Source organism: Sporosarcina sp. CAU 1771 (genome assembly GCF_054482775.1).
The window spans coordinates 24,587-48,801 of the sequence record NZ_JBTLRN010000008.1 but is presented as its reverse complement, the minus strand read 5'-3'; the positions used below and the strand labels follow the sequence as shown (position 1 = coordinate 48,801).

The following is a 24,215-nucleotide window of genomic DNA, read 5'->3' as shown; positions in this document are numbered from 1 at the left end:
TCGTCAAATAAAAAAACGGATAACTCAAAAGTTTGAGTTATCCGTTTTACTTTTATTATTAATTTTTACATTTTATTAGAGATGGGTCAGCCACTTTATCGTCGGTAATGTGGACCTGGCACATTTTGTGGTTACTCATGAATTTAAATACTCCGTTGTTAAAATCAGTTCCAATTTCTTTGAAGAAAATGCCTTCGAATTGTACCTCTTTCGACAAAGTAAAATTGATGCGATAACCATCTTGGTCTTTCACAAGGTAGGCCCGTACCCCTTTTTCAAACATACCTTCTACTTCATCTTTTATAGCGCGATCAACAGAAACAACGTGAAAATCGACAAATGTAATTTCACGTAACAAGACGTTCATGAAGGAACCTTTTGTGATTTCTTCCCATCTGCTTTGTGCCGTTTGACCGATGATAATTTGTGTAATATTATTTTGGTGGGCGACTTCAGCGATTACTTTTGCAGAAGGCTTTTTTTCGTTATCACGAATAAAAAAGTCATCGACATCTAACTCTTCCGCAAGTTCTTTCCAACGCTCGATATATTCCGACTTTTCCGCGTCAAATTCATCAAATGGAAGTGGGTCGACAGTTAAAATATACAAGGGACAATCCATAATACTTGCCATCTTATGCCCACGTCTAATGAGACGTTCACCATTTGGACCGTAGTAGACACAAACGAGAATGCTCTCGTCCATTCGACCTTTTACTTTGCCCATGACGGTTCTTCACCTCTTACATTGTAGTAGTGTGTTTTCATTTGAAAACGTAAGTTATTATATACGAACAGACCAAGTTTTACAAGACTGCGATTCGTGTTAAGGGTATAAAGTGCGACTAAGCCTATATTAGTGTATAATCAAATAAATACCTATCGGAAATTCGCTCCGCTTTTCAACTTATTACCATTTAGAATTACTCTGTAGCTTTCTATTATCCTGTCTGTCATGACAAGAGTCAAGTTCCCCCATTGAAATATAGTGGTTCATCGAGTCACAGATTGGAGTTTTGAAATTGTACACTATCCTATTGGCAATACTCATCCCATTTTTGGCGGCTGCCTGTATCCCATTTATTTATAGAAAAGTACATAGCGTGAATATTGGTTGGTTTGTATTATCAATCCCACTTCTTTTATTCATAGTACTTGCACGATATATTCCTTCACTTGCTGCAGGTGATACATACATAAAAACAATTGAGTGGATTCCGTCTTTCGGCATTAACTTTACGACATACTTGGACGGTTTAAGTATGATATTTGCTCTATTAATCACAGGCGTAGGTACCCTTGTCATTCTTTATTCAATTTATTACTTAACTGAAAGAGAAGCGTTGGGTCATTTTTATGCATATTTACTGATGTTTATGGGCTCAATGCTCGGAGTTGTTTTTTCTGACAACTTAATGGTTCTTTATGTGTTCTGGGAATTAACGAGTATTTCTTCATTTTTACTAATTGCGTTTTGGTACCATCGGAAACAATCAAGATACGGTGCACAAAAGTCTTTACTTATCACCGTTTCTGGTGGAATTGCAATGCTAGTTGGATTTATCATACTGCATGTATTGACAGGAACGTATAGTATTCGAGAAATTTTACTGTCGATTGGCCAATATAAAGATGAATCACTTTTTATCGTGGCAATGATACTCATATTGCTCGGTGCATTTACGAAGTCGGCACAGTTTCCATTTCATATATGGCTGCCAGATGCAATGGAAGCCCCAACGCCTGTAAGTGCTTATTTGCACTCAGCAACAATGGTTAAGGCGGGAATTTACCTTGTAGCGCGTTTCACACCTATATTCGGTGGAGAAAGCATCTGGTTTTACACGGTAACATGCGTGGGAATGATTACGTTGTTCTGGGGTTCATTCAACGCAGTTCGGCAAACGGATTTGAAGGCACTTCTTGCCTATTCAACGGTTAGTCAGCTTGGGCTTGTTATGAGTTTGTTCGGTATGGGTTCTGCGGCGCTGAACTCCGGTTATAGTGCCGATTCAGTGATCTATACGCAAGCTACATTTGCTGCATTGTTCCACCTTATGAATCACTCGACGTTTAAGGGTGCCTTATTTATGGTTGTCGGGATCATTGACCATAATTCTGGTACGCGCGATATTCGTAGGTTAGGTGGCCTCATGGCGATTATGCCTGTGACATTTACAATTGCCTTAATTGGAAGTTTTTCTATGGCTGGTCTACCACCGTTCAACGGATTTTTGAGCAAGGAAATGTTTTTTGAATCGGTCTTGATGATCCGTACATTGGATTTGTTTCAAATGAGTTCTTGGACAGTTCTCTTCCCTGTAATTGCCTGGATAGCAAGTATATTTACATTTGTGTATTCCATGATTATTGTGTTTCAGACATTTTTTGGAGAGCATCAGCCAGATCGCTTAGATAGAAAAGCACATGAAGCGTCGAAAGGCATGCTTCTAGCACCTTCTATTCTCGCGGCACTTGTTGTAGGAATTTTCTTCTTCCCGAATGTCATTGGAAAGTATATTTTACAGCCGGCAATGGCCGCAGTCTATCCGACGTTTCCGAGCGCAGCTGAATTAACGCCGCACATCCAAGTGTGGCATGGTGCAAATACAGCGCTCTTTATGACCCTTGGTGTAATTGCTCTAGGGACTGTCATGTATATCCTATTGCGCTACTGGAGAGTCGTTTATACATTCGAACCAAGGGGTTGGAATTTCAATGCGCTCTATAATGGATTTATAAGTCAATTGGAGAGCTTCTCGAATGTCTTTACCAGGTTTTATATGACGGGCTATTTACGTGATTATCTCGTGTATATATTCATCTTCTTTTTAGCTGCTGTTGGTGGTGTTCTTATTTGGACGGGGAGCTATTCGTTCGATATGTCTGAGGATGCACCAATCATGGTATATGATTGGATGATTGTCCTCGTTATGATGGTGGCGGGCATTGCGATTCTTTTTGCAAAGTCGCGTTTAACAGCAATTTTATTGAATGGTGTATTGGGCTATTCAATCGCGATCTTCTTTGTAGTGTTTCGTGCGCCAGATTTAGCTCTCACGCAAATCGTCGTAGAAACCGTAACGACTGCGCTGTTCTTGTTATGTTTTCATTATTTACCGGAATGGAAAAAAGAGATTTCGAGCAAACGAACAAAAATTACGAATGGCATAATTGCGGTGTCTGTAGGTTTAACGGTAACGGTAATCGCTCTTTCGGTTCAAGGCAACAAATTATTTGAATCGATATCCGTCTACTTTGAAGATGCTTACGAATTAGCAGGTGGAAAAAATATAGTCAATACAATATTAGGTGATTTCCGTGCCTTCGATACAATGTTAGAAGTTGTCGTCTTGTTTATCGCTGGAATTGGTGTATACACTTTAATTAAATTGAAAGCGGGCAAGGGGGAGAACGATGTTTAAAATCAATGATGTCATATTATCCACGGTTACAAAAATCGTTATTTTCATCATATTGACTTTTGGTATCGAGTTGTTCTTTTCCGGACATAATAGCCCGGGCGGTGGTTTTATCGGAGGGTTAGTCCTTTCTTCTGCGTTTGTCCTTTTATTTTTAGTTACGGATATTGAAACTGTATTAGAGGGAATTCCGGTAGATTTTAAAAAGGTTGCTGCATTTGGTGTATTGCTCGTTGTTTTATCGGGAATTGGCTCAGTAGTGTTTGGAGCTCCCTTTTTAACACAGGCTTTTGATTATTTTAATTTGCCGGTTTTTGGAATGACAGAACTAACCACGGTTATTTTCTTTGAGGCTGGTGTAGCTTTGACGGTGGTTGGTGTGGTCGTTACAATTATTTTAAGTATAAGTGAGGATGTGTAGCTTATGGAAACGTTAATAACGATTCTTGTCGGAGTCCTCGTGACGGTCGCAGTCTATTTGCTACTCTCCAGAAGTTTGATACGGATTATTTTAGGCACTGCGATACTATCTCATGCCGTTCATTTACTATTGATGGCGATGGGCGGATTAAAAACAGGTGCCGCTCCATTATTGGGTGAAAAAGCAGCAAACTATACGGACGCATTGCCGCAAGCCCTTATATTAACGGCTATTGTAATCAGTTTTGCAGTAACGGCATTTATTTTAGTGTTGGCCTATCGTACGTATAAAGAAATGGGTACTGATGATCTTGATGCATTGCGAGGATTCAAACATGAATAATATTGTAGTTATGCCAATGATAATCCCATTATTGACTGGGATTTTGCTTGTATTTCTTGGTTCGTCTATTAAACTTCAAAGGGTTCTTAGCCTAGTTAGTCTTGTTGCGACTGCGGTCCTCAGTGTCTATATACTGAATTTAATTCAGGTAGAAGGGATTTTGCAACTAAATTTTGGTGGATGGCTAGCGCCTTATGGTATCGTTTTCGTTGCAGATTCATTTTCAATGCTGTTGGTACTTACGACGGCAATTGTCTCGTCTATCGTCTTGCTCTATGCTTTTTATTCGATAGGGAAGTCCCGTGAGAACATGTACTTTTACTCGTTCTTTTTGTTTTTAATAGCAGGTGTGAATGGCTCATTTTTAACAGGTGATCTGTTCAACTTATTTGTTTGTTTTGAAGTTATGCTACTTGCTTCGTATGCACTAATTACGTTAGGTGGTCGCAAGATTCAACTTGTGGAGTCCATTAAGTACATAGTGATAAATGTATTGTCATCTTGGTTCTTCTTGCTCGCTATAGCTTATTTGTATGGTTCAGTAGGCACACTGAACATGGCGCATTTATCTGTGCGTATTGCGGAGGTAGGACAAGGTCCATTACTTACAACGATTGGAGTTATATTCCTGCTTGTGTTTAGCCTCAAATCAGGGTTGCTTCTCTACTTTTGGTTGCCTGGATCTTATAGTGCGCCACCAACTGCAATCGCTGCACTTTTTGGAGCGCTTCTTACAAAGGTTGGGATTTATGCGATGTTCCGCATGTTTACACTCATTTTTTACCATGAACCATCAATTACACATACGTTGATTGGAATCATGGCTGCACTAACGATGATTGGTGGTAGCATAGGAGCGATTGCTTACAAAGACATTCGTCAGATTGTATCTTATAACGTTGTCATAACGGTAGGTTTTATTCTCGTTGGATTAGCGGTTTCAACTGAAGCAGCTTACCAAGGTGCTATCTATTACCTTATTCACGATATGTTTATTAAAGCGTTGTTATTTATGCTTGCTGGTACGATGATTTATCTAACAAAAACAGCGATGTTAGGTGATATGAGTGGTTTGATTAGGAACTATCCACTTTTAGGGTGGTTGTATTTTATAACAGTTATGTCGGTCGCTGGGATTCCACCGTTGAGTGGTTTTATCGGAAAATTACTTGTAGGTCAAGGGGCGATTGAAGCAGGTTCGTTTCCATTACTCGCAATAGCTTTCATTTCAAGTATTCTCGTTCTTTACTCATTGCTGCGCATATTCATGAACGCATTTTGGGGGGAAACAATTATTAGTGAGGACGATGAAGTTCCGCTTACCAAAGGGATGCTCGTACCATGTGTCATATTAGGTGTCGCAACGATCGCACTCGGATTAGGTGCGGAGTCACTAGCAATCTATGTGCAAGATGCGGCGAATACATTAATGAATCCTCAAATCTACATTGAGGCAGTATTGATTGAACATGATTAAATTAAAAGAAGAAGGGGTGAATGAGAATGCCATCGCAAATATTATTGAATATATTCATTGCATTTTTATGGATGCTATTAATAGACGAAGATGAGCTGAAATTCACTACTTTTTTTGCGGGTTACCTTGTAGGTATTTTAATTATTTTTATCATGCACCGCTTTTTTGGAACTCGCTTTTATTTGCGAAGACTGTTTGCAGTGTTAAAATTATTTTTCATTTTTAACAGAGAGTTATTTCAATCCAGTATCATTGTACTTAGACAAATATTAAGTCCTAAGTTGAAAATTCAACCAGGGATTTTCCGATATGAGACAGTACTTCGCAGTGATTTGGAAATTACAATGATTTCACTTCTTTTGACATTAACTCCTGGTTCTGTCGTTATGGAAGTCATGCCAGAGGGCAACGTTTTATTCGTACATGCTATGGACGTTGAAAATGAACGCGGGGCAATTCTCAGTCAGCTGAAAAATTTTGAGAAGGCAATAATGGAGGTAACGAGATGATAATTGAAATAATGCTCAAAACTTCACTCGTGTTGTTTGCGGTTGCAATTGGAATTGCGCTCCTTCGAATTATCCTTGGTCCATCAATGCCTGACCGGGTACTTGCGTTAGATGTGATTGGGGTTAATCTAATTGCTTCAATTGCGGTCATTTCGGTCATTTTGAATACGCGAGCGTTTTTAGAAGTTATTCTAATCTTAGGGATCTTGTCTTTCATCGGTACAATCGCTTACTCAAAATTTATTTTAAGGGGTGTTATTGTTGAACGTAGACGAGATCGGTGAATTTGTAGGTGCTTTCTTAATTTTGACAGGCGGAATAATGAGTGTCATCAGTGTTTTCGGTCTGATTCGCTTGCCTGATGTTTACACTCGGTCCCATGCAGCAACGAAGAGCTCAACGCTTGCCGTCTTATTAACGTTATCTGGTGCATTTGTGTACTTCTTGTTTAGTGAGCACTTTATTAGTGTTCGACTTATTTTAGGAATTGTCTTCGTATTCTTAACGGCTCCAGTAGCGGGGCATCTTCTTGTCCGAGCTGCGTACCGGTCAAAAGTTAAGTTGGCAGATATATCTGGAACAGATGATTTATATGAAGAGTTGCACAAGAAAAAGGAGTAGAACTTGGTAGGAGGAGCCTGAGTTCCACTCCTTTACTTGTGAATAAATGTCCTGAATAGAAACGATGTTATTTTAAAATGATCAAAGAGATTGTTTCAAGTAGTCAGTAATCCAAGGGAGTGATTCTGATTTTAACTAAAATTAAATCGTTACCTGAAAAAAAGGCGCTTCTAATCGGACTGTCTTTAAACATACTTAGTCCACTGTTTTTATTTGTGTTTTCGCAACTTCTTACTATTCAAGAATGGATGATAGTAATCATTCAGGGACTTATCTGGGGATTTGGCGTTTTATTTATATTAAGTGCCGCGGATCAAAGAAAATCCCGTATTCAAAAGGAAAAGTAATTGCTTTAAATCAACGTTTCATAAAATGAAGGGAAATCTCCCGTGATAACGAACAATATACGACTTGAAGTGTTTGATTATGTTAAAGCGGACCACTAACGCTATACTAATAGGACGTACAAATTATAGAGCAATCTAGCAGGCGGAGGAACATTATTATGAATAAGAAATGGACAATCGGTAAAATTAAAGAATTTGTTGAGAAGAATTCGGAGAGTCAGTTGTTGTCGACAGAATATCATGGTTTTTCTCAAAAGTTACTTTTTAAATGTACATGTGGAAATAACTTTGAAAAAACATTCACTAAATTTAAAAATAAAAACCAGCGTAAATGTGAAGAGTGTCAACCACTTAAAGATGAGCTATAAGTAAAGGAAACGAAAAAATTGCCAACTTCTTTGTTAATAGAAGTTGGCAATTTTTTGTTAAAGGTAAAAATTAGTGAGAAGAATTTTAGTCAGACCACTTTTCCACAATACGTCCTAGGCGCCCAGTCGTTGTTTCTGCATGCAGCAAAGACTGATAGACAGCCTCTTCGGTCGCTTCAATAACGGCCTGAAAAAGATCAGCCATTACAGGATGGTCATCGCGCAGTACTTCGTATGTATTGGTTAAGGCATCGCTAGTATGTCGGATAGTTAGTCCATTTGAAAAAGCGATGATGATGTCGCCGCTTCCATTGTGGACGTGGGTCCCTGTTCGTCCAAGCCCAATTGCTGCCCGCTTAGCAAAGCGTTTTAACTGGCGTTCATTGACAGGTGCATTTGTTGCTACAACGATCATTACGGAGCCATCAGGCTTTATATCATCTGCTTCAGAGTAAGGTTGTGAAGCAAGAGTTTCGAATTCGTTTTTTGTCAACCAATCATTTAGATTGGACTCATTGACTTTACCAAAGTTAGTTAGAGTTAACACGCCAACTGTATATTGTGAGTCGCCTTCACTTACAATTCTCGAGGAAGAACCTATACCGCCTTTCATACCGTAGCAAATCATACCTTTCCCAGCACCAACAGCTCCTTGTTCCAATGGCCCTGATTCAGCCTGCTGAATAGCCTCAGTGGCATGAAGAGGTTTGACTTTCATGAGACGCATCGAATTTAAGTGGCTATCATTACACTCTCCTACAACAATATTTAAAGAACTTGTTGAGTCTCCAATGGTCTCGTTTTCTTTAAGTAGATGGGAAAGAGTACCTTCCAAAACGGCTGCTACACTAAAAGTGTTCGTTAGCATGATCGGAGATTCAAGTAGGCCAAGCTCTTCAATTTGTATCAGTCCCACCGTTTTACCGAAGCCGTTTAAGACGAAACTTGCTGCGGGTACCTTTTCTTCAAAAATATTTCCGTTATGGGGGAGAATTGCTGTTACCCCCGTACAAACAGCTTCATTATCTGGTAGTTGTTCATTAAGTGTCACATGCCCAACTTGTACCCCGGGCACATCTGTAATTGCATTCCATTTGCCGCGTTCCATCGACTGGCCTCCTAATTATGCACCTATTTTACAATTAAAACAGGGGCTTTTACATGCTTTGCTACTTTGTGGCTAACACTTCCGAGAATCATCTCTTGAAGCGTATTTAATCCGCGGCTACCGACAATAACTAAATCATAAGGACCGTTATTGGCAAAGTGGACGATAGTTGGTCCAGGTTCTCCGTGTGTAATGAAAAGTTCATGAGTAATGTGTTTATTATCGAATATCGTCTCTATAGGTTCGATTTGCTTTTTTCTGTTGCTATGTAAATCGTCTCTGGATATTACTTGCCCCATGTAAGTCCTTGGGTCGTAATCTAGAATGTAAATTAGGCCCACTTTAGTTTCAGTGCTCAACGATGCTATATGTGCGGCATGAGCTGCGGCCCTCTTGGAGTTATCCGAACCATCTATAGCTACAAGTATATTCTTATACATAAAATAACCTCTCCTCTGTAAAATCTTCATGTAGTAATTACCTTAGATATTCTGCGTAAGTCCATTTGAACCCTTTTAATTGAATTATAAAAGAATTATTTAACTGGTTATAGTATATGTAATAGCATCTCGTTTTAGAAACGTAACTATTCATTCAAATTATCGCTTGAATGTTCTTGCAATCATTTTTAGAATTGCATATACTATAATCAAACGACCATTTGAATGAGGTGTGAAAATGACAATCAAAGAAGTTTGCGAAATAACTGTTGTTCACAAAGAAGTTGTGGAGCGTGTACAAAATAGTCTACCAGACTTAACAGGGATGGTGCAGATTTTTAAAGCACTTGCGGATGAAACAAGACTAAGCATCGCATACTCTTTAACTTTGGAAGATGAAATGTGTGTATGTGATTTGGCTGCAGTAATTGGATCCTCGATTGCGACTGCATCTCATCATCTTCGTTACTTAAGAGACCATTCGTTAGCAAAATCACGTCGTAAAGGGAAGATGATGTATTATTCCCTTGCGGATAATCATGTTCATCAATTGGTGAAGGTCGCATACGAACACGCACAGGAAGGTGATATACATGGTAGTACTTGAAAAAAAGGAGTATAGGTTAGAAAATCTAACGTGTGCAAGCTGTGCAATGAAATTTGAAAACAACGTGAAAAATTTAGATACAGTAGAAAGCGTTCAGGTGAACTTTGGAGCATCCAAACTATCGCTTACAGGAAATGTGACGCTAAATGACCTTGAAGCTGCAGGTGCATTTGATGGAATAAAAGTAATTCCAGCCACCGAACGCCGAGTAATTGAAGTGATTCCGTTCTATAAAAGAAAAGAAAATATTATATCAGCGCTCTCTCTAGTGTTTTTAATTCCTGGAGTCGTCCTATCCTATACCGAGTCGGAAAGTTATCCATTAGCGATTCTTTTATTTGCACTCTCTATAGCTATTGGCGGAGCGAGTATGTTCAAGACAGGTATTAAAAACTTAGTCCGCTTTGAATTTGACATGAAAACATTAATGACAATTGCTATACTTGGTGCCGTCATTATTGGTGAGTGGCGGGAAGGTGCAGTAATCGTCTTCTTATTTGCAGTTAGTGAAGCATTAGAAGCCTATTCGATGAATAAAGCACGTCAATCTATCCAATTATTAATGGATATTGCGCCGCCTACTGCCACCGTTAGAAGAAGTGGTGAATTGTTGGAGTTGGCAACAGAAGACATCCTAATAGGCGATGTCCTTATCGTAAAGCCGGGTCAAAAACTTGCGATGGATGGTACGGTTTTAACAGGTAGGTCCAGTATTAACCAAGCCGCTATTACAGGTGAATCCGTTCCAGTTTTAAAAACGGAAGGTGACGAAGTTTTCGCAGGCACTCTTAATGAAGAAGGTGCTCTTGAAGTTACCGTGACAAAGCTAGTTGGGGACACAACAATTGCGAAAATTATCCATCTCGTTGAGGAAGCGCAAGCAGAAAAAGCACCATCTCAGAAGTTTGTGGATCGCTTTGCTAAGTATTACACACCGGCAATAATGGTGTTGGCCCTTCTCGTTGCAACAGTTCCACCTCTCTTAGGAGCTGATTGGAGTATATGGATATACCAAGGTCTAGCAGTGCTTGTCGTTGGTTGTCCGTGTGCGCTTGTTGTTTCTACACCAGTTGCCATCGTTACAGCAATCGGAAACGCTGCGCGTCAAGGAGTGCTTATTAAAGGTGGTATTCACCTTGAAGAAACCGGACATATTCGTGCGATTGCCTTTGATAAAACAGGAACACTTACAAAAGGATATCCCGAAGTGACAGATTTCATTCCATCAGATGGTGTAGATCAGGCAAGCCTTTTGCAATCCATAGCGGCTGTAGAGTCTCTATCCCAACACCCATTAGCGAAAGCAATTACAACTTATGCTTATGATAATGGTGCGATACATGTAGAACCGATTAATTTCCAATCAATAACTGGAAAAGGTGCGTATGCAGAGATAGAAGGGGAAAACACCTATGTAGGTAGCATTAGCTGGGCAAAGGAATTGTGTGCATTGCCAGAAGCAGCAATAAGCCAAGCAACCGAGCTTCAACGAGCTGGGAAATCGGTGATGGCAATCGTAAGTGGAACCAGCTTTAGCGGGTTAATCGCAGTAGCTGATTCGGTTCGTGATGAAAGTCGAAACGTTCTCCAGAAATTGAAGGGAATCGGCATGCATCATACGGTAATGCTTACGGGAGATCATCCAGAAACGGCACAAGCTATTGCGAACGATCTTGGAATGACAGATGTTCGTGGGGGATTGATGCCTGAGGATAAACTTACAGCTATTAAAGAATTAAAGGAAAAGTATGGGCGTGTTGCAATGGTGGGCGACGGAGTGAATGATGCTCCCGCACTTGCCGCATCAACAATCGGAATTGCAATGGGTGGAGCGGGAACAGACGCCGCTTTAGAAACGGCAGACATCGCACTTATGTCGGATGACCTTGAAAAACTTCCATATACTATTAAATTAAGCCGAAAAACGTTGCGAATTATCAAGGAAAATATTATGTTTGCATTAGGGTTAAAAATAATAGCACTACTTCTCATCATTCCAGGCTGGCTTACACTTTGGATTGCCATCTTTGCGGATATGGGTGCGACGCTACTTGTCGTATTGAATTCGTTACGTTTACTGCGGGTTCATAAGTAATTCTAACTTAATTCAATCAATTCCTCTGGATAGAATTACTCCTGGGAAGTATTGATTAAATGATAAAGGAGGATCCTAATGCGTTTAAAAGAGTGGACAATGAAAGAGCAAGAACAGCTTATTCATTTCATGACAACAAACACTTGGCCATATGATGGTGAATCCCATCCGGGGCGTGAAATAATTGAAAAAGCAATTGAAGAAGGCGGATATTCATCCGATGAAGTTAAAACATTTTGGGTTGAAAATGAAACAGGTGAAAAAGTAGGTATTGTTAAAATTTACGATATGCAAGACGATATACCACTCTTTGATTTGAAGATTGCGGATATGTCTCGGGGGTTTGGTTATGGACCGAAAGCATTGCGCTTAGTTGCAGATTACGTCTTCCAACTACCAGAGCAAAAAATTCGACTCGAAGGACATACAAGATTAGATAATATTGCGATGCGAAAAACATTTGAGCGAGCTGGCTTTGTTAAAGAGGCCCATTTACGGAAAGCTTGGTTTTCGCCGAAAGAGTATTCCTATTATGATGCGGTGACGTATGGAATTACTAGAGAAGATTTCATGGGTGGAACAACTACGCCTGTCATTTGGAATGACATTGAAAAAAAGAGGGATAAGTTACTTATACCTGCATTTTCGGAGTCGTTTGAATCGGAACGTCTATTAATTAGAGCGCCTAAAATGGAAGATGTAATGGATGTTTGGAATGCAATCTGTCACTCACTGCCTGCTCTTCGCGAATGGATGCCTTTCGCACAGTCGGAGCCGGAGTTAGAAAGTACAGAAGACAATTTACGAGAAGCAGTAGCGAATTTCATCACACGTAAAGATTTACGCCTGCATTTATTTAAGAAAGATACAGGGGAATTCATTGGTTCGTCTGGTCTTCACAGGATTGATTGGTCGATACCTAAGTTTGAAATTGGCTACTGGTTAGCATCGGAGTTTGAAGGGCAAGGGTATATGAAGGAGGCCGTCGAGAGGATTGAAGAGTTTGCTTTTGACGAGCTTGGAGCACGTAGGATAGAAATTCGATGCGATGAAGAAAATACGAAAAGTCGTAAAGTTGCAGAACGAGCTGGATTTGTACTCGAAGGCACTTTGAAAAACAATTCTATGTCGATGGATGGAAGTGTAATCCGGAATACATGCATTTATGCGAAAATAGATAGTGATCATGAAGAAAGGTAAGGCATAGTATGCCTTACCTCTTAATAAATTGAAGTTGGGTTATTCAATTTATAACCCAACTATACGGATCGTTTACCTGAAATAAGTTGAATGATAAAGATGACTCCTGCAATTAACAGTAAGAAATGTATGAGTCCTCCACCGATTTTTGCGACTAATCCAATTACCCAAAATGCAATTAACACCATAATTATTAACCATAATATTCTACCCATTCTTATTCATTCCTTTCGTTATGTTAGTTTATTAATTACCCCAACTAAAAAATTATTAAACAATTATCTTATAATAAGACTATGTTAAAAAACCTTGTTGGTAGTTCATAAATAATTTGTACACTACTTGTCGAGTTGAGTGGGAGTCGTGAGAATATCGCTTCGTCAACGTTTTTTAGCATAGCTAAAATAATGAACATTAATTGGTGATGGCCTCCCGTAGTAAGCCCGTCAGAAAGTTCACTGTCGGTCTTACTACTTCGGCTCACACTTGTCGCTTCTACGCTGGTTCCATTTACCTCATGGTTATTGCAGTACTAAGAGTGGAGCAATCATACGACTTGTACACTCCTAGTTGATTGAAGTGGAAGACGGCGACTCCGGGAGGACAGCGGGTCAGGTGAAACAACAGCGGGTTGGTCCACCGCCTGCCCTCCGGAACGCGTCAGGGAAAGATTGAACTTTATCTTTCCGCACTTAGGGTCTGAAACGGAAATCAAAGTGTTAGATACACTCACTCGAGAAATATTGTGTAATGGGCTTTATCAACATTATTATTTAACAGAGCAAATAATAATGTAATTCTGAAAGTAGAAAATGAAAAGATATGGCAAATATTTGCTTCCATATAGATATTTGGGGTAACTTCAAGGGAGCATTAAAAAGCTTCAGACTATCATAAGCTACTCCCTATCGTTCATTATAAATAGGAGGCGGTAAATATGGCTACACCAGGCATGGAAGATTATATTGAACAAATTTATTTGCAGATTGAATCGAAAGGTGTTGCCCGAGTCTCGGACGTTGCGGAATCACTTGAAGTTCTCCCATCGTCAGTAACTAAAATGGTGCAGCGACTGAGTCGTGAAGGATATGTGTATTATGAAAGATATAAAGGTTTGGAATTGACAGCAAAAGGCTTTAAGTTTGGAAAGAAATTATTAAGACGCCATGAACTTCTTGAGCAGTTTCTGCGTATTATTGGTGTTGACGAAGAAAATATTTATGGCGATGTAGAAGGAATCGAACACCACTTGAGCTGGAATGCAATTGATCGGATTACAGATTTAGTTGAAACGTTAGAAAATGACGATGAGTTCGTTAAGAAATTAAGAATTTTGGAAATTGAAAGTGAGTAACGAGAAAGAGGTTGATAACATGGAAGAGTTAAAATCAGGTTACGTTGCGAAATTAAAAGTACTAGATTTAGAAGGTTCTAGATGGGTGCTTGAAGGCGACGAAGAGGATATTATGATGAACGTTTCAGATGCGGATGAATCCATACAAGAAGGCGACACGGTTGAGGTGTTCCTTTATGCGAACAGGCGCGGTGAACTTACAGCGACAATGAAAATGCCGAATATGACCTGTGATACATACGGTTGGGCGAAAGTTCTTCGTATCGATGACAGAGAAGGCGTTTATGTAGACATAGGTTCTTCTTTCGAAGTCCTTGTGAATGGGGCCGATATGCCAAAAATTCGTTCACTTTGGCCAATATTGGGTGACGAGCTTTACATGACGCTTCGAACTGATTTGGGCGGCGAAATCTTTGGCAGACTCGCAACAGAAGAACGTGTAATGGAACAAATTACTGAAGCACCTTCTACTTTGCTCAATCAAAATTTAAAAGCGAGAGCCTATCGCTTATTACCGGTAGGATCATTTATGTTAAGTGTACCGGAAAACTATCGAATTTTTATTCACAATACCGAACAGGAAAAGGAACCTCGTCTAGGTCAAGAAGTCGATTTACGGATTATTGGTACCCGTGATGATGGAACAGTAAATGGATCCATGCTGCCTCGAAAAGAGGAGCGCCTCGGTGATGACGCAGAAAAAGTTTATCGCTATTTAACTGACATAGGCGGGCGGATGCCATTTTGGGATAAATCTTCACCTGAGGAAATTAAAGAAATGTTTTCTATGAGTAAGGCTTCTTTCAAAAGGGCTCTTGGCAAGTTGATGAAAGAGGGGAAAGTAACGCAAGAAGATGGTTGGACAATCTTAAAATAACATTACAGGAAACTTATTCAATTGTGAAACGTACTTATTAATGAAGAATGGGAGGTATGTGTGCACATGAAAAGAATTATGTTGATGGTAATCACTACAATACTAACTGTTGGTCTGGTTTCACCGGTTGTCTCTTCTGCAGCTAAAGAAATAGACGAAAGGCTAGGTGTTCCGATTGTTGTCTACGGAGCCAATTTGTCAGATGAGGAAAAGGCAAGCGTGGCTAAAAGTCTTGAAGTTGCTGAAGAAGCAGAAGTAGAAGAAATATCTGTAGATGGCAACGATCTTGCAAAATATATTAAAGACTCCGATAGTAAGTCTAGAATGTTTTCTTCAGCTAAAATTACAAGGGTAGATGCGGGAAAAGGGCTTGTTATCAAAATTGTTACACCCAATAATATTACACAAGTAACTGCAGATATGTATGCGAATGCCGCACTAACAGCAGGAATAGAAGATGCAGTAATTGAGGTTGCCGCACCGAAACCTGTAACGGGTCATTCAGCATTAGTTGGTATCTATAAAGCTTATGAAGAAACTGGTGAAACGTTAGACATGGAACGTACGGATGTTGCGAACGATGAGCTGAATTTGGCTACGAAGTTCTCGGAAAGTATAGACGGAGATAAGGTTTCTGAACTCTTGATGGAACTTAAAAAACAAATTTCTGAGCAAAATCCAGCAACAAAAGAAGATATCGAGCGTATTGTAAATGAACAATTATCAAAATTGAATATTGAACTAAGTGAAGCGGATCGTCAACTTCTGATTGATTTAATGGATAAAATACGTAGTTTAGATATTGATTTCAGTAAACTATCTACTCAATTGACAGACATGGCTGATAAAATCAAAGATAAGTTTGGAGATATCGATCCTGGATTTTGGGATAAAGTACAAGAATTCTTTAACAATCTCGTTGAATCTGTAAAGTCTTGGTTTAAATAATCTAGTGTGAAGGTGTCCTGAAAACAAAAATTCATCGAATTTATTTTTTCATGGACATCTTCATTTATTTTTATGCGGAAATATTGCAGAAATCTTCTGATATTGGTAAAGTTAGTTTTATTCAGTTGCGAGTTTAAGTTTACGAGGTGTACTAAAAGTATTCGAAGAACAAAGCGTAATTGAAATATAGAAAGGGGTAATGTAAATGGAATTCGAGTTTGTTGAGCTAGGTGGGGATGCATTTGCATTCAGAAATACCCAGGATGATAAAGTGGTGGCAGAAATCACGTGGACAATTCTAGGGGACGTCATGGCGATGGACCACACATTTGTCTCTCCGGAATTGAGGGGCCAAGGGATTGCTAAAAAATTGCTGGACCGTGCCGCGACTTACGCCAGGAAGAATGAGCTGAAAATGGAACCTGTTTGTTCTTATGTAGTGACTGCATTTGAAGAATCTACTGAATATGATGATCTAAAAGTATAAAATAATAAGAGGCAATCCGACATAGATATGAATTGTCGGGTTGCCTTTTGTTAATTACTAGTACAAAATGAAACCTATTTATTTAATGAACGTATAGTATATTGAAAGAAATGAAAGAGGTGTATTGTTTTGAAGCGTACTACAGAAAGAGTATTATCGATTATCAGTTTAGTATTTACAGTATTCGGTATAATGGCGAGTTTTATGGGGATTGCTTTTATCAAAATGTTTAGCTCCAATTCGGAAATTATGGCAGACTTTGAAGCAGAGTTACTTACAGATCCTGCAATTACTCCAACGGACATTGATGGGATTTACTCAATTTTGGATGTTGTCATTGGTTTTAGTGGAATAATTATTGCCGGATTAGTCATTAGCTTTATCGTCACTCTTATAGGAACTATCAACATTTGGAATAATAAAAAACCGAAACTTGCTGGAATCTTATTTATTATCGGAGGATTATTTGCTGGTATCCTTTCAATAACATCGATTCTATTGTATATCACAGGAATTTTATGTCTTGTAAAGAAAGTACCTATGATTAACGACAATCCTTATTCATCGAATACTGCTGAAGATTCAATGAGACCTTTATAAGAAAAAACTGCTACCCCGACTGGATTGTCTGGGTAGCAGTTTTATTAATATGAAAAAACATTATTCTTTATCGAATACACATATTGTGCGGTTGTTACAGGATGCCCCTCGAATAACTCATCAAAGAAGTCAATTAATTCAAATCCTTGTTTTTCATAGAAGTTTCGTCCAGGTAGGTTTTGCCCGTCGACATAAACAAATAATTGTTCGGCATCAGATAGTATAGTTAATGTAGCTTCGAATAATTTCTTCCCATATCCAGATTGTTGATATGGAGGTAAAATATACATGGCGGTCAATTCAGAATCGCCATCGTTATCTTTTTTTGTGAAATTAACAAATCCAATAGGAGTGTCATCAACTTCCGCAATAAGGATGGTTGTTTTTTCCATCCGCATTAATAACATGGCATCAGAGTAGGACTGCTTGATAAATTCATTTTGTAAGTCTACTGGAATGATACCTTCATATGTGGCATTCCAAGTATTACGAGCAATGTGCTGCACGTGTTGAATATCGTTAGACGTCATTGGTCGAATCATAACCCTGTCACCTCAACGGTTCTTTTTGTAATCATAACAAATAATTAAGTTAAAAACTACTCTTAGCCTAGTAAACAAAAGGTTTTTTTATTGTGGTAGGTAAAAAAAACAAAGGAAGTTTCTAAACTGCCTAGTGAGGGTATACTTGTTTTAGAAGACAAATTAACATCTAATGGAGGAATGTAAAATGGCTCGTAGAAAAAAGAATGGCTTATTGTTAGCGACCATTGCAGCAGGTGCATATGCATATTTTAGTAAAAAAGAAAATAGGGATAAGGCGCAAGTTGCAGTTAATAATATGATGACTAAAGTAGATTCGTTTATACAATCTCAAAAAATGGATCGCTCTTCAGAAACAAAAGTAGGCCATTCAGACCCATATGATTTAATGGATAATAATATGGTCAGTGAAGGTGCACAGACAAGTGTTCATTATTACAATCAGGAAGTTGAAGATGACTCGAAGGATACAGATGGGCTGTACAACAAGAAGCCTTAAAAATAGTATGTGAAAAGATGTTTCCCCCAGGGAGACATCTTTTTTTAGTGCTTATGTTTGAATGCCTACGTAATCAGGGTATAGAGTGCCAAATATATGAATGCCGAATATAGGGAATCGTTGCTTGGTGACCCGTGAAGATTGGGGTGTGGGTATTGTGGAGAAAAAAGGAGTTAATGAAAAGTTAATGTCTACGAATGAATTTATAAATGAAATAGAAAGAGCTAGAAGTTACGATCGTATTGAAAACTTCTTTACGATGGAGACGCAACTTTTAGATAGTCTCTTTAATCAAGAGAAGGAAAAAACACAAGAAATATTACGTTCAATTCTTGCAAGTATATCGAAGTATGATCAGAGTGAAAGGTTATTGGGGGTTAAAAATTACTTCATTATCCTATCGTCGTTAGTTGCTAGGCGTATGGAAAAGACACTCTTAACCCCACGAAAAGCATTTGCATTTAATAATACATGTATTCTACTAGTCGAAAGAAAGTTAAGTGCCGACAATGTTTTAGAAATAGCGGATGAACTGATTGAGTTTTACACATATGTACTTACCGAAAGGAAGAGTCCGCTACTTAAACATACAACTGTAAATAAGGTGATTCGGTATATTAATGAGGAAGTAGAATCCCCTTTGACTGTTGAAGCGATAGCTAAAAGGTTTGATGTAAGCACGAGTCATTTATCTCGGATTTTTAGGGAACATGCAAAAATAACACTTGTAGAATATATTAATATTAGAAAAGTAGAAGAATCACAGTATTACTTACGTTTTTCTGAAAAAAGAATTGAAGACATATCCAATCAATTTCACTTTTGTAACCAAAGCTATTTCACTCGCATTTTTAAGAAGTATACAGGGGAAACACCCAAAAAATTCCGAAACAATTTGTCGGGAGAGTATTTTCATTACTCACTTACCGAATAAATTATAATTGAGGGAAGGGCAATGTTTGTAAAGTGACACTCGTTTGATGTATACTTCTCTATAGTTTGAAATAGTGAAGGTGAATCTATTGATGAAGAAAATTGGTTTGTTATCGTTATTAACGACAATGGCAATTTTGTTAAGTGGTTGTGCCGGTGTCGAGAACAAAGAAGGTACCTTTTATAGTATTTTTGTTAGTCCGATGGAATGGTTGCTTGACTATTTTAGTGGGCAGTTCTTTGGAAGCTATGGCCTCGCGATAATCGTTATTACGGTTATAATTAGGCTAATCCTAATGCCGTTTATGCTGAAAAATTACAAGGCGCAACAGACGATGAAAATCAAGATGGACGCGTTGAAACCTGAAATGGAAGACATTCAGAAACGTTTGAAAGAAGCGAAGGAAAAAGGAGAAAAAGAAGAGCAAATGAAGCTTCAGCAAGAGATGATGGGGCTTTATTCGAAGCATGGCGTCAACCCACTGAACATGGGATGTTTGCCACTCATTATTCAAATGCCGATCGTTATGGGCTTGTATTTTGCGATTATGTACTCTCCTGAAGTGAAAGCTTACACATTCCTTTGGTTCGATCTTGGAAAGCCCGATATGATTATGATGGTTATTGCAGGTGCAGTTTATTTTGTGCAGGCTCGAGTATCACTTTGGACGATGCCTGAACAACAAAAGAAACAAATGAAAATGTTCATTTATCTGTCACCAATTATGATTATGTTTATTTCTTTCCAAGCAATGTCTGCACTGCCACTTTACTGGGCAGTTGGAGGAATTCTTCTAATAATCCAGACATATCTAGGACGAAAATTGTATTTTAAGGATATACCTGTTGCTGAGGTTGTAGATGAAACTAAAGTAATCGAAGCTGAAGTAGACGATGAGAAGAATAAGAAAAAGTCTTAATAAATTGAAGCCGGAGAGAAATCTCTGGCTTTTTTGAAGGTTATTTTTAGTGTAAGGAATGTGGTTATCAACGTTCTTCAGCCAAGGATTTATTATATGCATCCTCGTACGCTTAGTTAAGTGAAAAGACTCCCGAAAATAAAGGAGTCTTTTTGTCTATCAATAGGCGAAACGTTTACGAGTTAACAAAATGATGATGATTGCTGGAATCGTGCAAGCAATCATCCCGAGGAATGCAAAGCCTGGTGAGAGGTCGTATAGCCAGCCACCTAAGAAAGTTAGAAGGGCTACACTCAAACTCATCGCAAATGCTGCATACATACCCTGGGCGGTCGGTATCAAGTTGTGTGGAAGTCGAGCAGAAACAAATTGTATGAATGCAAAATGTGCAAAACCGAAAGATACAGCGTGTAGGACTTGGCTTAGGATAAAAACGAGTGTAAATGGAAAAAAGAAAATTAGTAGCCAACGAACCGTAGAGCCAACACCCGCGATTAGAAACATTGTTGATATTTTCATGTTGGAAAGTAAACGATCTGCGCGAGAAAAGAATAGAATTTCAAAAAGGACAGCGATATTTAAAACGATGCCTATATAAAAGCCGTTCACACCTAAATCAGCAAGAAAAATAAATCCATAGTTATAATAAGAGGCATGTGCTCCTTGCAGGAGCGTCGCGATAATCATGATGGTTACAAAGGATTTCATGGAAAGCAATTGTTTTAACTCAAACCCTTTTTGAGTGGGTTCTTTAATTACAGTTTGTTGTTGTAATACACTGGGCGTCTGTTGAAGTGAGAATAGGACCAGTGCGAATAAGGAGGCAATCAATATATAAAGGATTGCTTGTTCACTCCATAAAGCTGTTGCTGCACCAATAAGTAGAAGCGCAGCTGTATAGCCAATAGAACCGAATGAGCGACTTTTCCCATAATGGATTCGATCGGTCTGCATCAGTATTGAGGCGCTACTTTCAACGGCAGGCAAAATAATTGGATAGACAATGCTAAAAAGAACGGTAACGATTAGTAAGGAATTAAAAGAGGATATAGGAATATATAAAAAAGATAAACCAAGTGCGATAATAGACAGGAACTTTATAGTGCGTGACATTGATATTCGATTCGTTATGTATGGAAAAATGAAAAACGTTGAGAGTGATCTCGCAATCATACCCGCTCCCATTACTACACTTGCTGCAGTTACAGATAATTCTTTTTCAATGGTTAGCCATCCAGTCCAGTAGGGTAGGAAAACGCCCCAAGTAAAAAAGAAGGTTAGGAAGCTCATTGAAAGCCATCGTTGGTTGTTCATTAGGTGCATCCTTCCAATCCATAGGAATATTTATAAAGTTATCTCAAATGATACCATGCGAAGACTATAAATAAAAATGATGATAGAATGGATGAATACTTAGTAAAGGTAGGCTGCGATTGATGAAGAGAAATAACAAGTACAAATTCAAAGAGAAGAAAAAAAGGAACAGTAAAGGAATTACCATCGGGCTCATTATTATGGCTATTATTTCGACTAGTCTTGTTACTTGGATAGGCCTAAATAATTGGGATATCGAGAAAAGCTTTAATCAAATTGGAGTTGAGGTCGCACTGCCGGACCGTGAAAAGGTAAAAGAACCTGAAGACTTCTTAGAGAAACCTAGCAAGAGTAACGAAGAGGAATTGATTGAGGAAAACAAAGTTGAAGATGTGGTAAAGGAAGAGCAAAATCTCCCCGTTACAGATTCGGGAGGTTATATTGAAGGTCAGGAACTTCCTTCAGAGCCAACTTATATTCAAGGAATACTTATTGCTAGTAAGAAGTATCCATTACCAGCAACGTATGCTCCGGGAGAAGATAAAGAGGCACGGTCTAAGTATGAAGAAATGGCTGCCGAGGCAAAATTATCTGGATACTCACTCGTTGCATTCAGTACGTATCGATCTTTTGAATATCAGCAAGGGCTCTATAAACGCTACGTTGATAAAGATGGACGCGAGGCAGCGGATCGCTATAGCGCACGCCCAGGTTACTCTGAGCATCAAACCGGACTTACGTTTGATATCGGTGAGGAAAACGAGCAGGATCTTTGGCTAACTGCAGAATTTGGAGAATCAGAAGCAGGTAAGTGGCTTGCTTCAAATGCGCATAGATACGGCTTTATAATGCGCTATCCATTAGGGAAAGAAGAGATTACTGGCTATATGTACGAATCCTGGCATTACCGCTATGTAGGAGAGGAAGTAGCCACAGAACTCTATCAGCAGAAAATAACGTTGGAAGAATACTTAGGTATATAAGTTCGACGAAGTCGCTTTAGATAGAACCAAAGAAAAGGGGCGTCTCTTTAAAAGAGGCGTCCCTAATTTTATAAAATTGGTGATACGAGTCGAGCTAAGGATTCTTTTATCTTAATTAACCTCGTTCGTTCATTGTAAATCTCAGAAGTCAATTCGGTAGACAAGAGAATGTCCTGTTCAAATAATTTAGCAAGTTCATGTGATTTTTCTCGGTCATAGATAAAAGCATTGATTTCAAAGTTCAATTTAAAGCTTCTAACGTCTATATTTGCAGTACCAACAGTTGAGACTTCATCGTCAACGACAATCGTTTTCGCGTGAATAAAGCCGTTCTCATAGATATATACTTTGGCCCCCGCTTTCAGCAATAGCCCCACATTTGAATACGTAGCCCAGTAAACAAACATATGGTCAGGCTTGTTTGGAATCATAATTCGAACATCGACACCAGATAAACAAGCAATACGTAAAGCGTCTAGAAAACTGACATCGGGAATAAAATAAGGTGTTTGGATATAGATATACTTTTGGGCGAGGAAGATCATCTTCAAATAGCCATCCTTGATTTGCTCCCATTCAGAATCGGGTCCACTAGAAACGATTTGCATCCCTACAGAACCTTTTGCCGGGATGATAGGGAAATAGCGATCGGAATATTCGATTGAGTGAGTGACAGATGCTTGGTTCCAATCAAGGATAAACCTAGTTTGAAGTGGGTGTAAGGCACTTCCTTCAAAACGTAAATGTGTGTCACGCCAATAGCCAAATCTTTTATTATGTCCAAGGTATTCATCACCAACGTTAAAACCACCCACATAGCCAATTCGGCCATCTATTACCACAATTTTACGGTGATTTCTGTAATTTAGGCGAGGATTGATCATTGGGAAAATAGAAGGGAAGAATGCCTCAACCTCTCCGCCATGCTTGATTAGTTCTTTAAAATGTCTTTTGTAAAGCCGTCTTGAACCGATATCATCGAACAAAACTCTGACCTTTACTCCTTGTTGTGCTTTTTTTATGAGTACATTCAATATTCGATTTCCAAGTGTATCTAGACGGATAATGTAATATTGAAAATGAATGTGATTTTTGGCTGCTTCGAGATCTTTTAGTAAGGCATCAAACTTAACTGCACCATCATTAAATATCTCAATGTCATTGTCTTGCGTAAGAACAGCATGATTGTTTCGCAAATGCAGGTAAATCATATCTTTGTAATGTTCCGCATCGTCTAATCTAAACTCTAGCGTTCCTTCTTCGATAGCTTCAATTTGGTAATCGATAAGTTGTTCAATGCCAATTCGTTTTCGTCCTTCCCAGCGAAAAAGATGCTTTTTCCTAAGTTTTCTACCAAACAGAAGGTAGATAATAAAACCTAAAACGGGGATGAAAAAAAGTACTAATACCCAAGCCCAAGTAGATGTAGGGTCTCTTCGCTCAAGGAAAATAATGGCGATTGCAAGAAAAATGTTTGACACTAGAATTGCAGTAACTGTAAAAGTGAATAATTCGACCATACACATTACCCTCCAATCACTTATATACATATGCCAAGTATACCTTATGGAGTTGAAAATGCTGAATAATAGAGAGTAAGTTGGATTGAATCCGTTTGGTCTGAACCATCAATTGCATAATACACTTTAAAATTCCTATGAAAAACAATGCTTTATTTGACGCGGAAAATAGCTATTTCGCTATGATTATGAGGACTTATAAAGGATTGTTACGAATGATAGAAGTTCGGTGAAATTGGATAAAGGAGACGTGGGGAATTAGTAGAAGTAGTGCATATAAG

General features: G+C 38.7%; 28 protein-coding genes. 20 read left to right on the top strand and 8 right to left on the bottom strand.

Features of this window, described 5'->3' with window-relative positions:
* Positions 1–58 precede the first annotated feature (58 nt).
* Positions 59–727, bottom strand: a complete 669-nt coding sequence (locus ACXYMX_RS08115) for a histidine kinase (RefSeq protein WP_459043747.1) — start codon at positions 725–727, stop codon at positions 59–61.
* 295 nt (positions 728–1,022) lie between these two features.
* On the opposite strand from ACXYMX_RS08115, the gene ACXYMX_RS08110 reads away from it, so the two are divergent.
* The 8 genes from ACXYMX_RS08110 (at position 1,023) to ACXYMX_RS08075 (ending at position 7,507) form a co-directional block, all read left to right on the top strand.
* Complete coding sequence (locus ACXYMX_RS08110; RefSeq protein ID WP_459043746.1) at positions 1,023–3,425, top strand: Na+/H+ antiporter subunit A; 2,403 nt, start codon at positions 1,023–1,025, stop codon at positions 3,423–3,425.
* Positions 3,418–3,843 carry a Na(+)/H(+) antiporter subunit B gene (locus ACXYMX_RS08105; protein ID WP_459043745.1) on the top strand — a complete coding sequence of 142 codons (426 nt, stop codon included), beginning with the start codon at positions 3,418–3,420 and terminating at the stop codon, positions 3,841–3,843. The genes ACXYMX_RS08110 and ACXYMX_RS08105 overlap by 8 nt, the downstream gene beginning before the upstream one ends.
* Before the next feature lie 3 nt (positions 3,844–3,846).
* Positions 3,847–4,185 (top strand): Na(+)/H(+) antiporter subunit C, encoded by a 339-nt coding sequence (locus tag ACXYMX_RS08100; protein WP_459043744.1) that lies wholly within the window; start codon positions 3,847–3,849, stop codon positions 4,183–4,185.
* Positions 4,178–5,662 (top strand): Na+/H+ antiporter subunit D, encoded by a 1,485-nt coding sequence (locus ACXYMX_RS08095; protein ID WP_459043743.1) that lies wholly within the window; start codon positions 4,178–4,180, stop codon positions 5,660–5,662. The genes ACXYMX_RS08100 and ACXYMX_RS08095 overlap by 8 nt, the downstream gene beginning before the upstream one ends.
* Before the next feature lie 26 nt (positions 5,663–5,688).
* Positions 5,689–6,171 (top strand): Na+/H+ antiporter subunit E, encoded by a 483-nt coding sequence (locus ACXYMX_RS08090; protein ID WP_459043742.1) that lies wholly within the window; start codon positions 5,689–5,691, stop codon positions 6,169–6,171.
* Entirely contained in the window at positions 6,171–6,455 is a 285-nt protein-coding gene (locus tag ACXYMX_RS08085; RefSeq protein WP_459043806.1) for a Na(+)/H(+) antiporter subunit F1, read from the top strand. Before ACXYMX_RS08090 ends, ACXYMX_RS08085 begins: the two co-directional genes overlap by 1 nt.
* Positions 6,433–6,792 (top strand): Na+/H+ antiporter subunit G, encoded by a 360-nt coding sequence (locus tag ACXYMX_RS08080; protein ID WP_459043741.1) that lies wholly within the window; start codon positions 6,433–6,435, stop codon positions 6,790–6,792. Before ACXYMX_RS08085 ends, ACXYMX_RS08080 begins: the two co-directional genes overlap by 23 nt.
* A 505-nt stretch (positions 6,793–7,297) precedes the next feature.
* The gene (locus ACXYMX_RS08075; protein ID WP_459043740.1) at positions 7,298–7,507 is read left to right on the top strand and encodes a hypothetical protein; all 210 of its coding nucleotides are present in this window, start codon (positions 7,298–7,300) and stop codon (positions 7,505–7,507) included.
* An 85-nt stretch (positions 7,508–7,592) separates the two neighbouring features.
* Here ACXYMX_RS08075 and ACXYMX_RS08070 read toward each other — a convergent pair whose 3' ends face one another.
* Positions 7,593–8,615, bottom strand: coding sequence for a P1 family peptidase (locus ACXYMX_RS08070; RefSeq protein ID WP_459043739.1), 1,023 nt, complete (start codon positions 8,613–8,615; stop codon positions 7,593–7,595).
* 23 nt (positions 8,616–8,638) lie between these two features.
* Entirely contained in the window at positions 8,639–9,055 is a 417-nt protein-coding gene (locus tag ACXYMX_RS08065; protein WP_459043738.1) for a universal stress protein, read from the bottom strand.
* A 238-nt stretch (positions 9,056–9,293) separates the two neighbouring features.
* On the opposite strand from ACXYMX_RS08065, the gene ACXYMX_RS08060 reads away from it, so the two are divergent.
* From ACXYMX_RS08060 to ACXYMX_RS08050, 3 genes are all read left to right on the top strand, one after another.
* Positions 9,294–9,662, top strand: coding sequence for an ArsR/SmtB family transcription factor (locus tag ACXYMX_RS08060; RefSeq protein ID WP_459043737.1), 369 nt, complete (start codon positions 9,294–9,296; stop codon positions 9,660–9,662).
* Positions 9,649–11,757: a heavy metal translocating P-type ATPase gene (locus ACXYMX_RS08055; RefSeq protein WP_459043736.1), complete on the top strand. Its 2,109-nt coding sequence runs from the start codon at positions 9,649–9,651 to the stop codon at positions 11,755–11,757. The genes ACXYMX_RS08060 and ACXYMX_RS08055 overlap by 14 nt, the downstream gene beginning before the upstream one ends.
* 78 nt (positions 11,758–11,835) lie before the next feature.
* On the top strand, positions 11,836–12,957 hold the full coding sequence (locus ACXYMX_RS08050; RefSeq protein WP_459043735.1) for a GNAT family N-acetyltransferase: 1,122 nt from the start codon (positions 11,836–11,838) through the stop codon (positions 12,955–12,957).
* 59 nt (positions 12,958–13,016) lie between these two features.
* On the opposite strand, the gene ACXYMX_RS08045 is transcribed toward ACXYMX_RS08050, so the two are convergent.
* Both ACXYMX_RS08045 and ACXYMX_RS08040 read right to left on the bottom strand, forming a co-directional pair.
* The gene (locus ACXYMX_RS08045; protein ID WP_459043734.1) at positions 13,017–13,172 is read right to left on the bottom strand and encodes a lmo0937 family membrane protein; all 156 of its coding nucleotides are present in this window, start codon (positions 13,170–13,172) and stop codon (positions 13,017–13,019) included.
* Between the two features lie 68 nt (positions 13,173–13,240).
* Positions 13,241–13,441, bottom strand: a complete 201-nt coding sequence (locus tag ACXYMX_RS08040) for a hypothetical protein (protein WP_459043733.1) — start codon at positions 13,439–13,441, stop codon at positions 13,241–13,243.
* Between the two features lie 453 nt (positions 13,442–13,894).
* Here ACXYMX_RS08040 and mntR point away from each other — a divergent pair, with 453 nt between their 5' ends.
* The 5 genes from mntR to ACXYMX_RS08015 all read left to right on the top strand — a co-directional run bounded on the left by mntR (position 13,895) and on the right by ACXYMX_RS08015 (position 17,223).
* A complete protein-coding gene (gene mntR / locus ACXYMX_RS08035; protein ID WP_459043732.1) occupies positions 13,895–14,311 on the top strand; it encodes a transcriptional regulator MntR in 417 nt (138 codons plus the stop codon).
* A gap of 19 nt (positions 14,312–14,330) precedes the next feature.
* Positions 14,331–15,188: a CvfB family protein gene (locus ACXYMX_RS08030; protein WP_459043731.1), complete on the top strand. Its 858-nt coding sequence runs from the start codon at positions 14,331–14,333 to the stop codon at positions 15,186–15,188.
* A 66-nt stretch (positions 15,189–15,254) separates the two neighbouring features.
* Positions 15,255–16,136: a DUF1002 domain-containing protein gene (locus tag ACXYMX_RS08025; RefSeq protein ID WP_459043730.1), complete on the top strand. Its 882-nt coding sequence runs from the start codon at positions 15,255–15,257 to the stop codon at positions 16,134–16,136.
* A gap of 205 nt (positions 16,137–16,341) precedes the next feature.
* Positions 16,342–16,623: a GNAT family N-acetyltransferase gene (locus ACXYMX_RS08020; RefSeq protein ID WP_459043729.1), complete on the top strand. Its 282-nt coding sequence runs from the start codon at positions 16,342–16,344 to the stop codon at positions 16,621–16,623.
* 129 nt (positions 16,624–16,752) lie between these two features.
* Positions 16,753–17,223, top strand: a complete 471-nt coding sequence (locus ACXYMX_RS08015; protein WP_459043728.1) for a DUF4064 domain-containing protein — start codon at positions 16,753–16,755, stop codon at positions 17,221–17,223.
* A 44-nt stretch (positions 17,224–17,267) separates the two neighbouring features.
* Here the strand turns inward: ACXYMX_RS08015 and ACXYMX_RS08010 are convergent, their stop codons facing one another.
* The gene (locus ACXYMX_RS08010; RefSeq protein ID WP_459043727.1) at positions 17,268–17,765 is read right to left on the bottom strand and encodes a GNAT family N-acetyltransferase; all 498 of its coding nucleotides are present in this window, start codon (positions 17,763–17,765) and stop codon (positions 17,268–17,270) included.
* Between the two features lie 187 nt (positions 17,766–17,952).
* Here ACXYMX_RS08010 and ACXYMX_RS08005 point away from each other — a divergent pair, with 187 nt between their 5' ends.
* From ACXYMX_RS08005 to yidC, 3 genes are all read left to right on the top strand, one after another.
* Positions 17,953–18,264 (top strand): hypothetical protein, encoded by a 312-nt coding sequence (locus tag ACXYMX_RS08005; protein WP_459043726.1) that lies wholly within the window; start codon positions 17,953–17,955, stop codon positions 18,262–18,264.
* A 157-nt stretch (positions 18,265–18,421) separates the two neighbouring features.
* Positions 18,422–19,198 carry a helix-turn-helix domain-containing protein gene (locus ACXYMX_RS08000; RefSeq protein ID WP_459043725.1) on the top strand — a complete coding sequence of 259 codons (777 nt, stop codon included), beginning with the start codon at positions 18,422–18,424 and terminating at the stop codon, positions 19,196–19,198.
* 91 nt (positions 19,199–19,289) lie between these two features.
* The gene (gene yidC, locus ACXYMX_RS07995) at positions 19,290–20,117 is read left to right on the top strand and encodes a membrane protein insertase YidC (RefSeq protein ID WP_459043724.1); all 828 of its coding nucleotides are present in this window, start codon (positions 19,290–19,292) and stop codon (positions 20,115–20,117) included.
* A gap of 159 nt (positions 20,118–20,276) precedes the next feature.
* On the opposite strand, the gene ACXYMX_RS07990 is transcribed toward yidC, so the two are convergent.
* The gene (locus ACXYMX_RS07990; RefSeq protein WP_459043723.1) at positions 20,277–21,431 is read right to left on the bottom strand and encodes an MFS transporter; all 1,155 of its coding nucleotides are present in this window, start codon (positions 21,429–21,431) and stop codon (positions 20,277–20,279) included.
* 122 nt (positions 21,432–21,553) lie between these two features.
* Between ACXYMX_RS07990 and ACXYMX_RS07985 the strand changes: the two genes are divergently transcribed.
* On the top strand, positions 21,554–22,414 hold the full coding sequence (locus ACXYMX_RS07985; RefSeq protein WP_459043722.1) for a M15 family metallopeptidase: 861 nt from the start codon (positions 21,554–21,556) through the stop codon (positions 22,412–22,414).
* A gap of 68 nt (positions 22,415–22,482) precedes the next feature.
* Here ACXYMX_RS07985 and cls read toward each other — a convergent pair whose 3' ends face one another.
* The gene (gene cls, locus ACXYMX_RS07980) at positions 22,483–23,934 is read right to left on the bottom strand and encodes a cardiolipin synthase (RefSeq protein WP_459043721.1); all 1,452 of its coding nucleotides are present in this window, start codon (positions 23,932–23,934) and stop codon (positions 22,483–22,485) included.
* Between the last annotated feature and the right edge of the window lie 281 nt (positions 23,935–24,215).

Bases quoted from the DNA above. Each gene is read 5' to 3' on its own strand.
- ACXYMX_RS08115 (WP_459043747.1), bottom strand. From the start codon at position 727: ATGGGCAAAGTAAAAGGTCGAATGGACGAGAGCATTCTCGTTTGTGTC.
- ACXYMX_RS08105 (WP_459043745.1), top strand. From the start codon at position 3,418: ATGTTTAAAATCAATGATGTCATATTATCCACGGTTACAAAAATCGTT.
- ACXYMX_RS08100 (WP_459043744.1), top strand. From the start codon at position 3,847: ATGGAAACGTTAATAACGATTCTTGTCGGAGTCCTCGTGACGGTCGCA.
- ACXYMX_RS08095 (WP_459043743.1), top strand. From the start codon at position 4,178: ATGAATAATATTGTAGTTATGCCAATGATAATCCCATTATTGACTGGG.
- ACXYMX_RS08090 (WP_459043742.1), top strand. From the start codon at position 5,689: ATGCCATCGCAAATATTATTGAATATATTCATTGCATTTTTATGGATG.
- ACXYMX_RS08075 (WP_459043740.1), top strand. From the start codon at position 7,298: ATGAATAAGAAATGGACAATCGGTAAAATTAAAGAATTTGTTGAGAAG.
- ACXYMX_RS08070 (WP_459043739.1), bottom strand. From the start codon at position 8,615: ATGGAACGCGGCAAATGGAATGCAATTACAGATGTGCCCGGGGTACAA.
- ACXYMX_RS08065 (WP_459043738.1), bottom strand. From the start codon at position 9,055: ATGTATAAGAATATACTTGTAGCTATAGATGGTTCGGATAACTCCAAG.
- ACXYMX_RS08060 (WP_459043737.1), top strand. From the start codon at position 9,294: ATGACAATCAAAGAAGTTTGCGAAATAACTGTTGTTCACAAAGAAGTT.
- ACXYMX_RS08055 (WP_459043736.1), top strand. From the start codon at position 9,649: ATGGTAGTACTTGAAAAAAAGGAGTATAGGTTAGAAAATCTAACGTGT.
- ACXYMX_RS08050 (WP_459043735.1), top strand. From the start codon at position 11,836: ATGCGTTTAAAAGAGTGGACAATGAAAGAGCAAGAACAGCTTATTCAT.
- ACXYMX_RS08045 (WP_459043734.1), bottom strand. From the start codon at position 13,172: ATGGGTAGAATATTATGGTTAATAATTATGGTGTTAATTGCATTTTGG.
- mntR (WP_459043732.1), top strand. From the start codon at position 13,895: ATGGCTACACCAGGCATGGAAGATTATATTGAACAAATTTATTTGCAG.
- ACXYMX_RS08030 (WP_459043731.1), top strand. From the start codon at position 14,331: ATGGAAGAGTTAAAATCAGGTTACGTTGCGAAATTAAAAGTACTAGAT.
- ACXYMX_RS08025 (WP_459043730.1), top strand. From the start codon at position 15,255: ATGAAAAGAATTATGTTGATGGTAATCACTACAATACTAACTGTTGGT.
- ACXYMX_RS08020 (WP_459043729.1), top strand. From the start codon at position 16,342: ATGGAATTCGAGTTTGTTGAGCTAGGTGGGGATGCATTTGCATTCAGA.
- ACXYMX_RS08010 (WP_459043727.1), bottom strand. From the start codon at position 17,765: ATGATTCGACCAATGACGTCTAACGATATTCAACACGTGCAGCACATT.
- ACXYMX_RS08005 (WP_459043726.1), top strand. From the start codon at position 17,953: ATGGCTCGTAGAAAAAAGAATGGCTTATTGTTAGCGACCATTGCAGCA.
- yidC (WP_459043724.1), top strand. From the start codon at position 19,290: ATGAAGAAAATTGGTTTGTTATCGTTATTAACGACAATGGCAATTTTG.
- ACXYMX_RS07990 (WP_459043723.1), bottom strand. From the start codon at position 21,431: ATGAACAACCAACGATGGCTTTCAATGAGCTTCCTAACCTTCTTTTTT.
- ACXYMX_RS07985 (WP_459043722.1), top strand. From the start codon at position 21,554: ATGAAGAGAAATAACAAGTACAAATTCAAAGAGAAGAAAAAAAGGAAC.
- cls (WP_459043721.1), bottom strand. From the start codon at position 23,934: ATGGTCGAATTATTCACTTTTACAGTTACTGCAATTCTAGTGTCAAAC.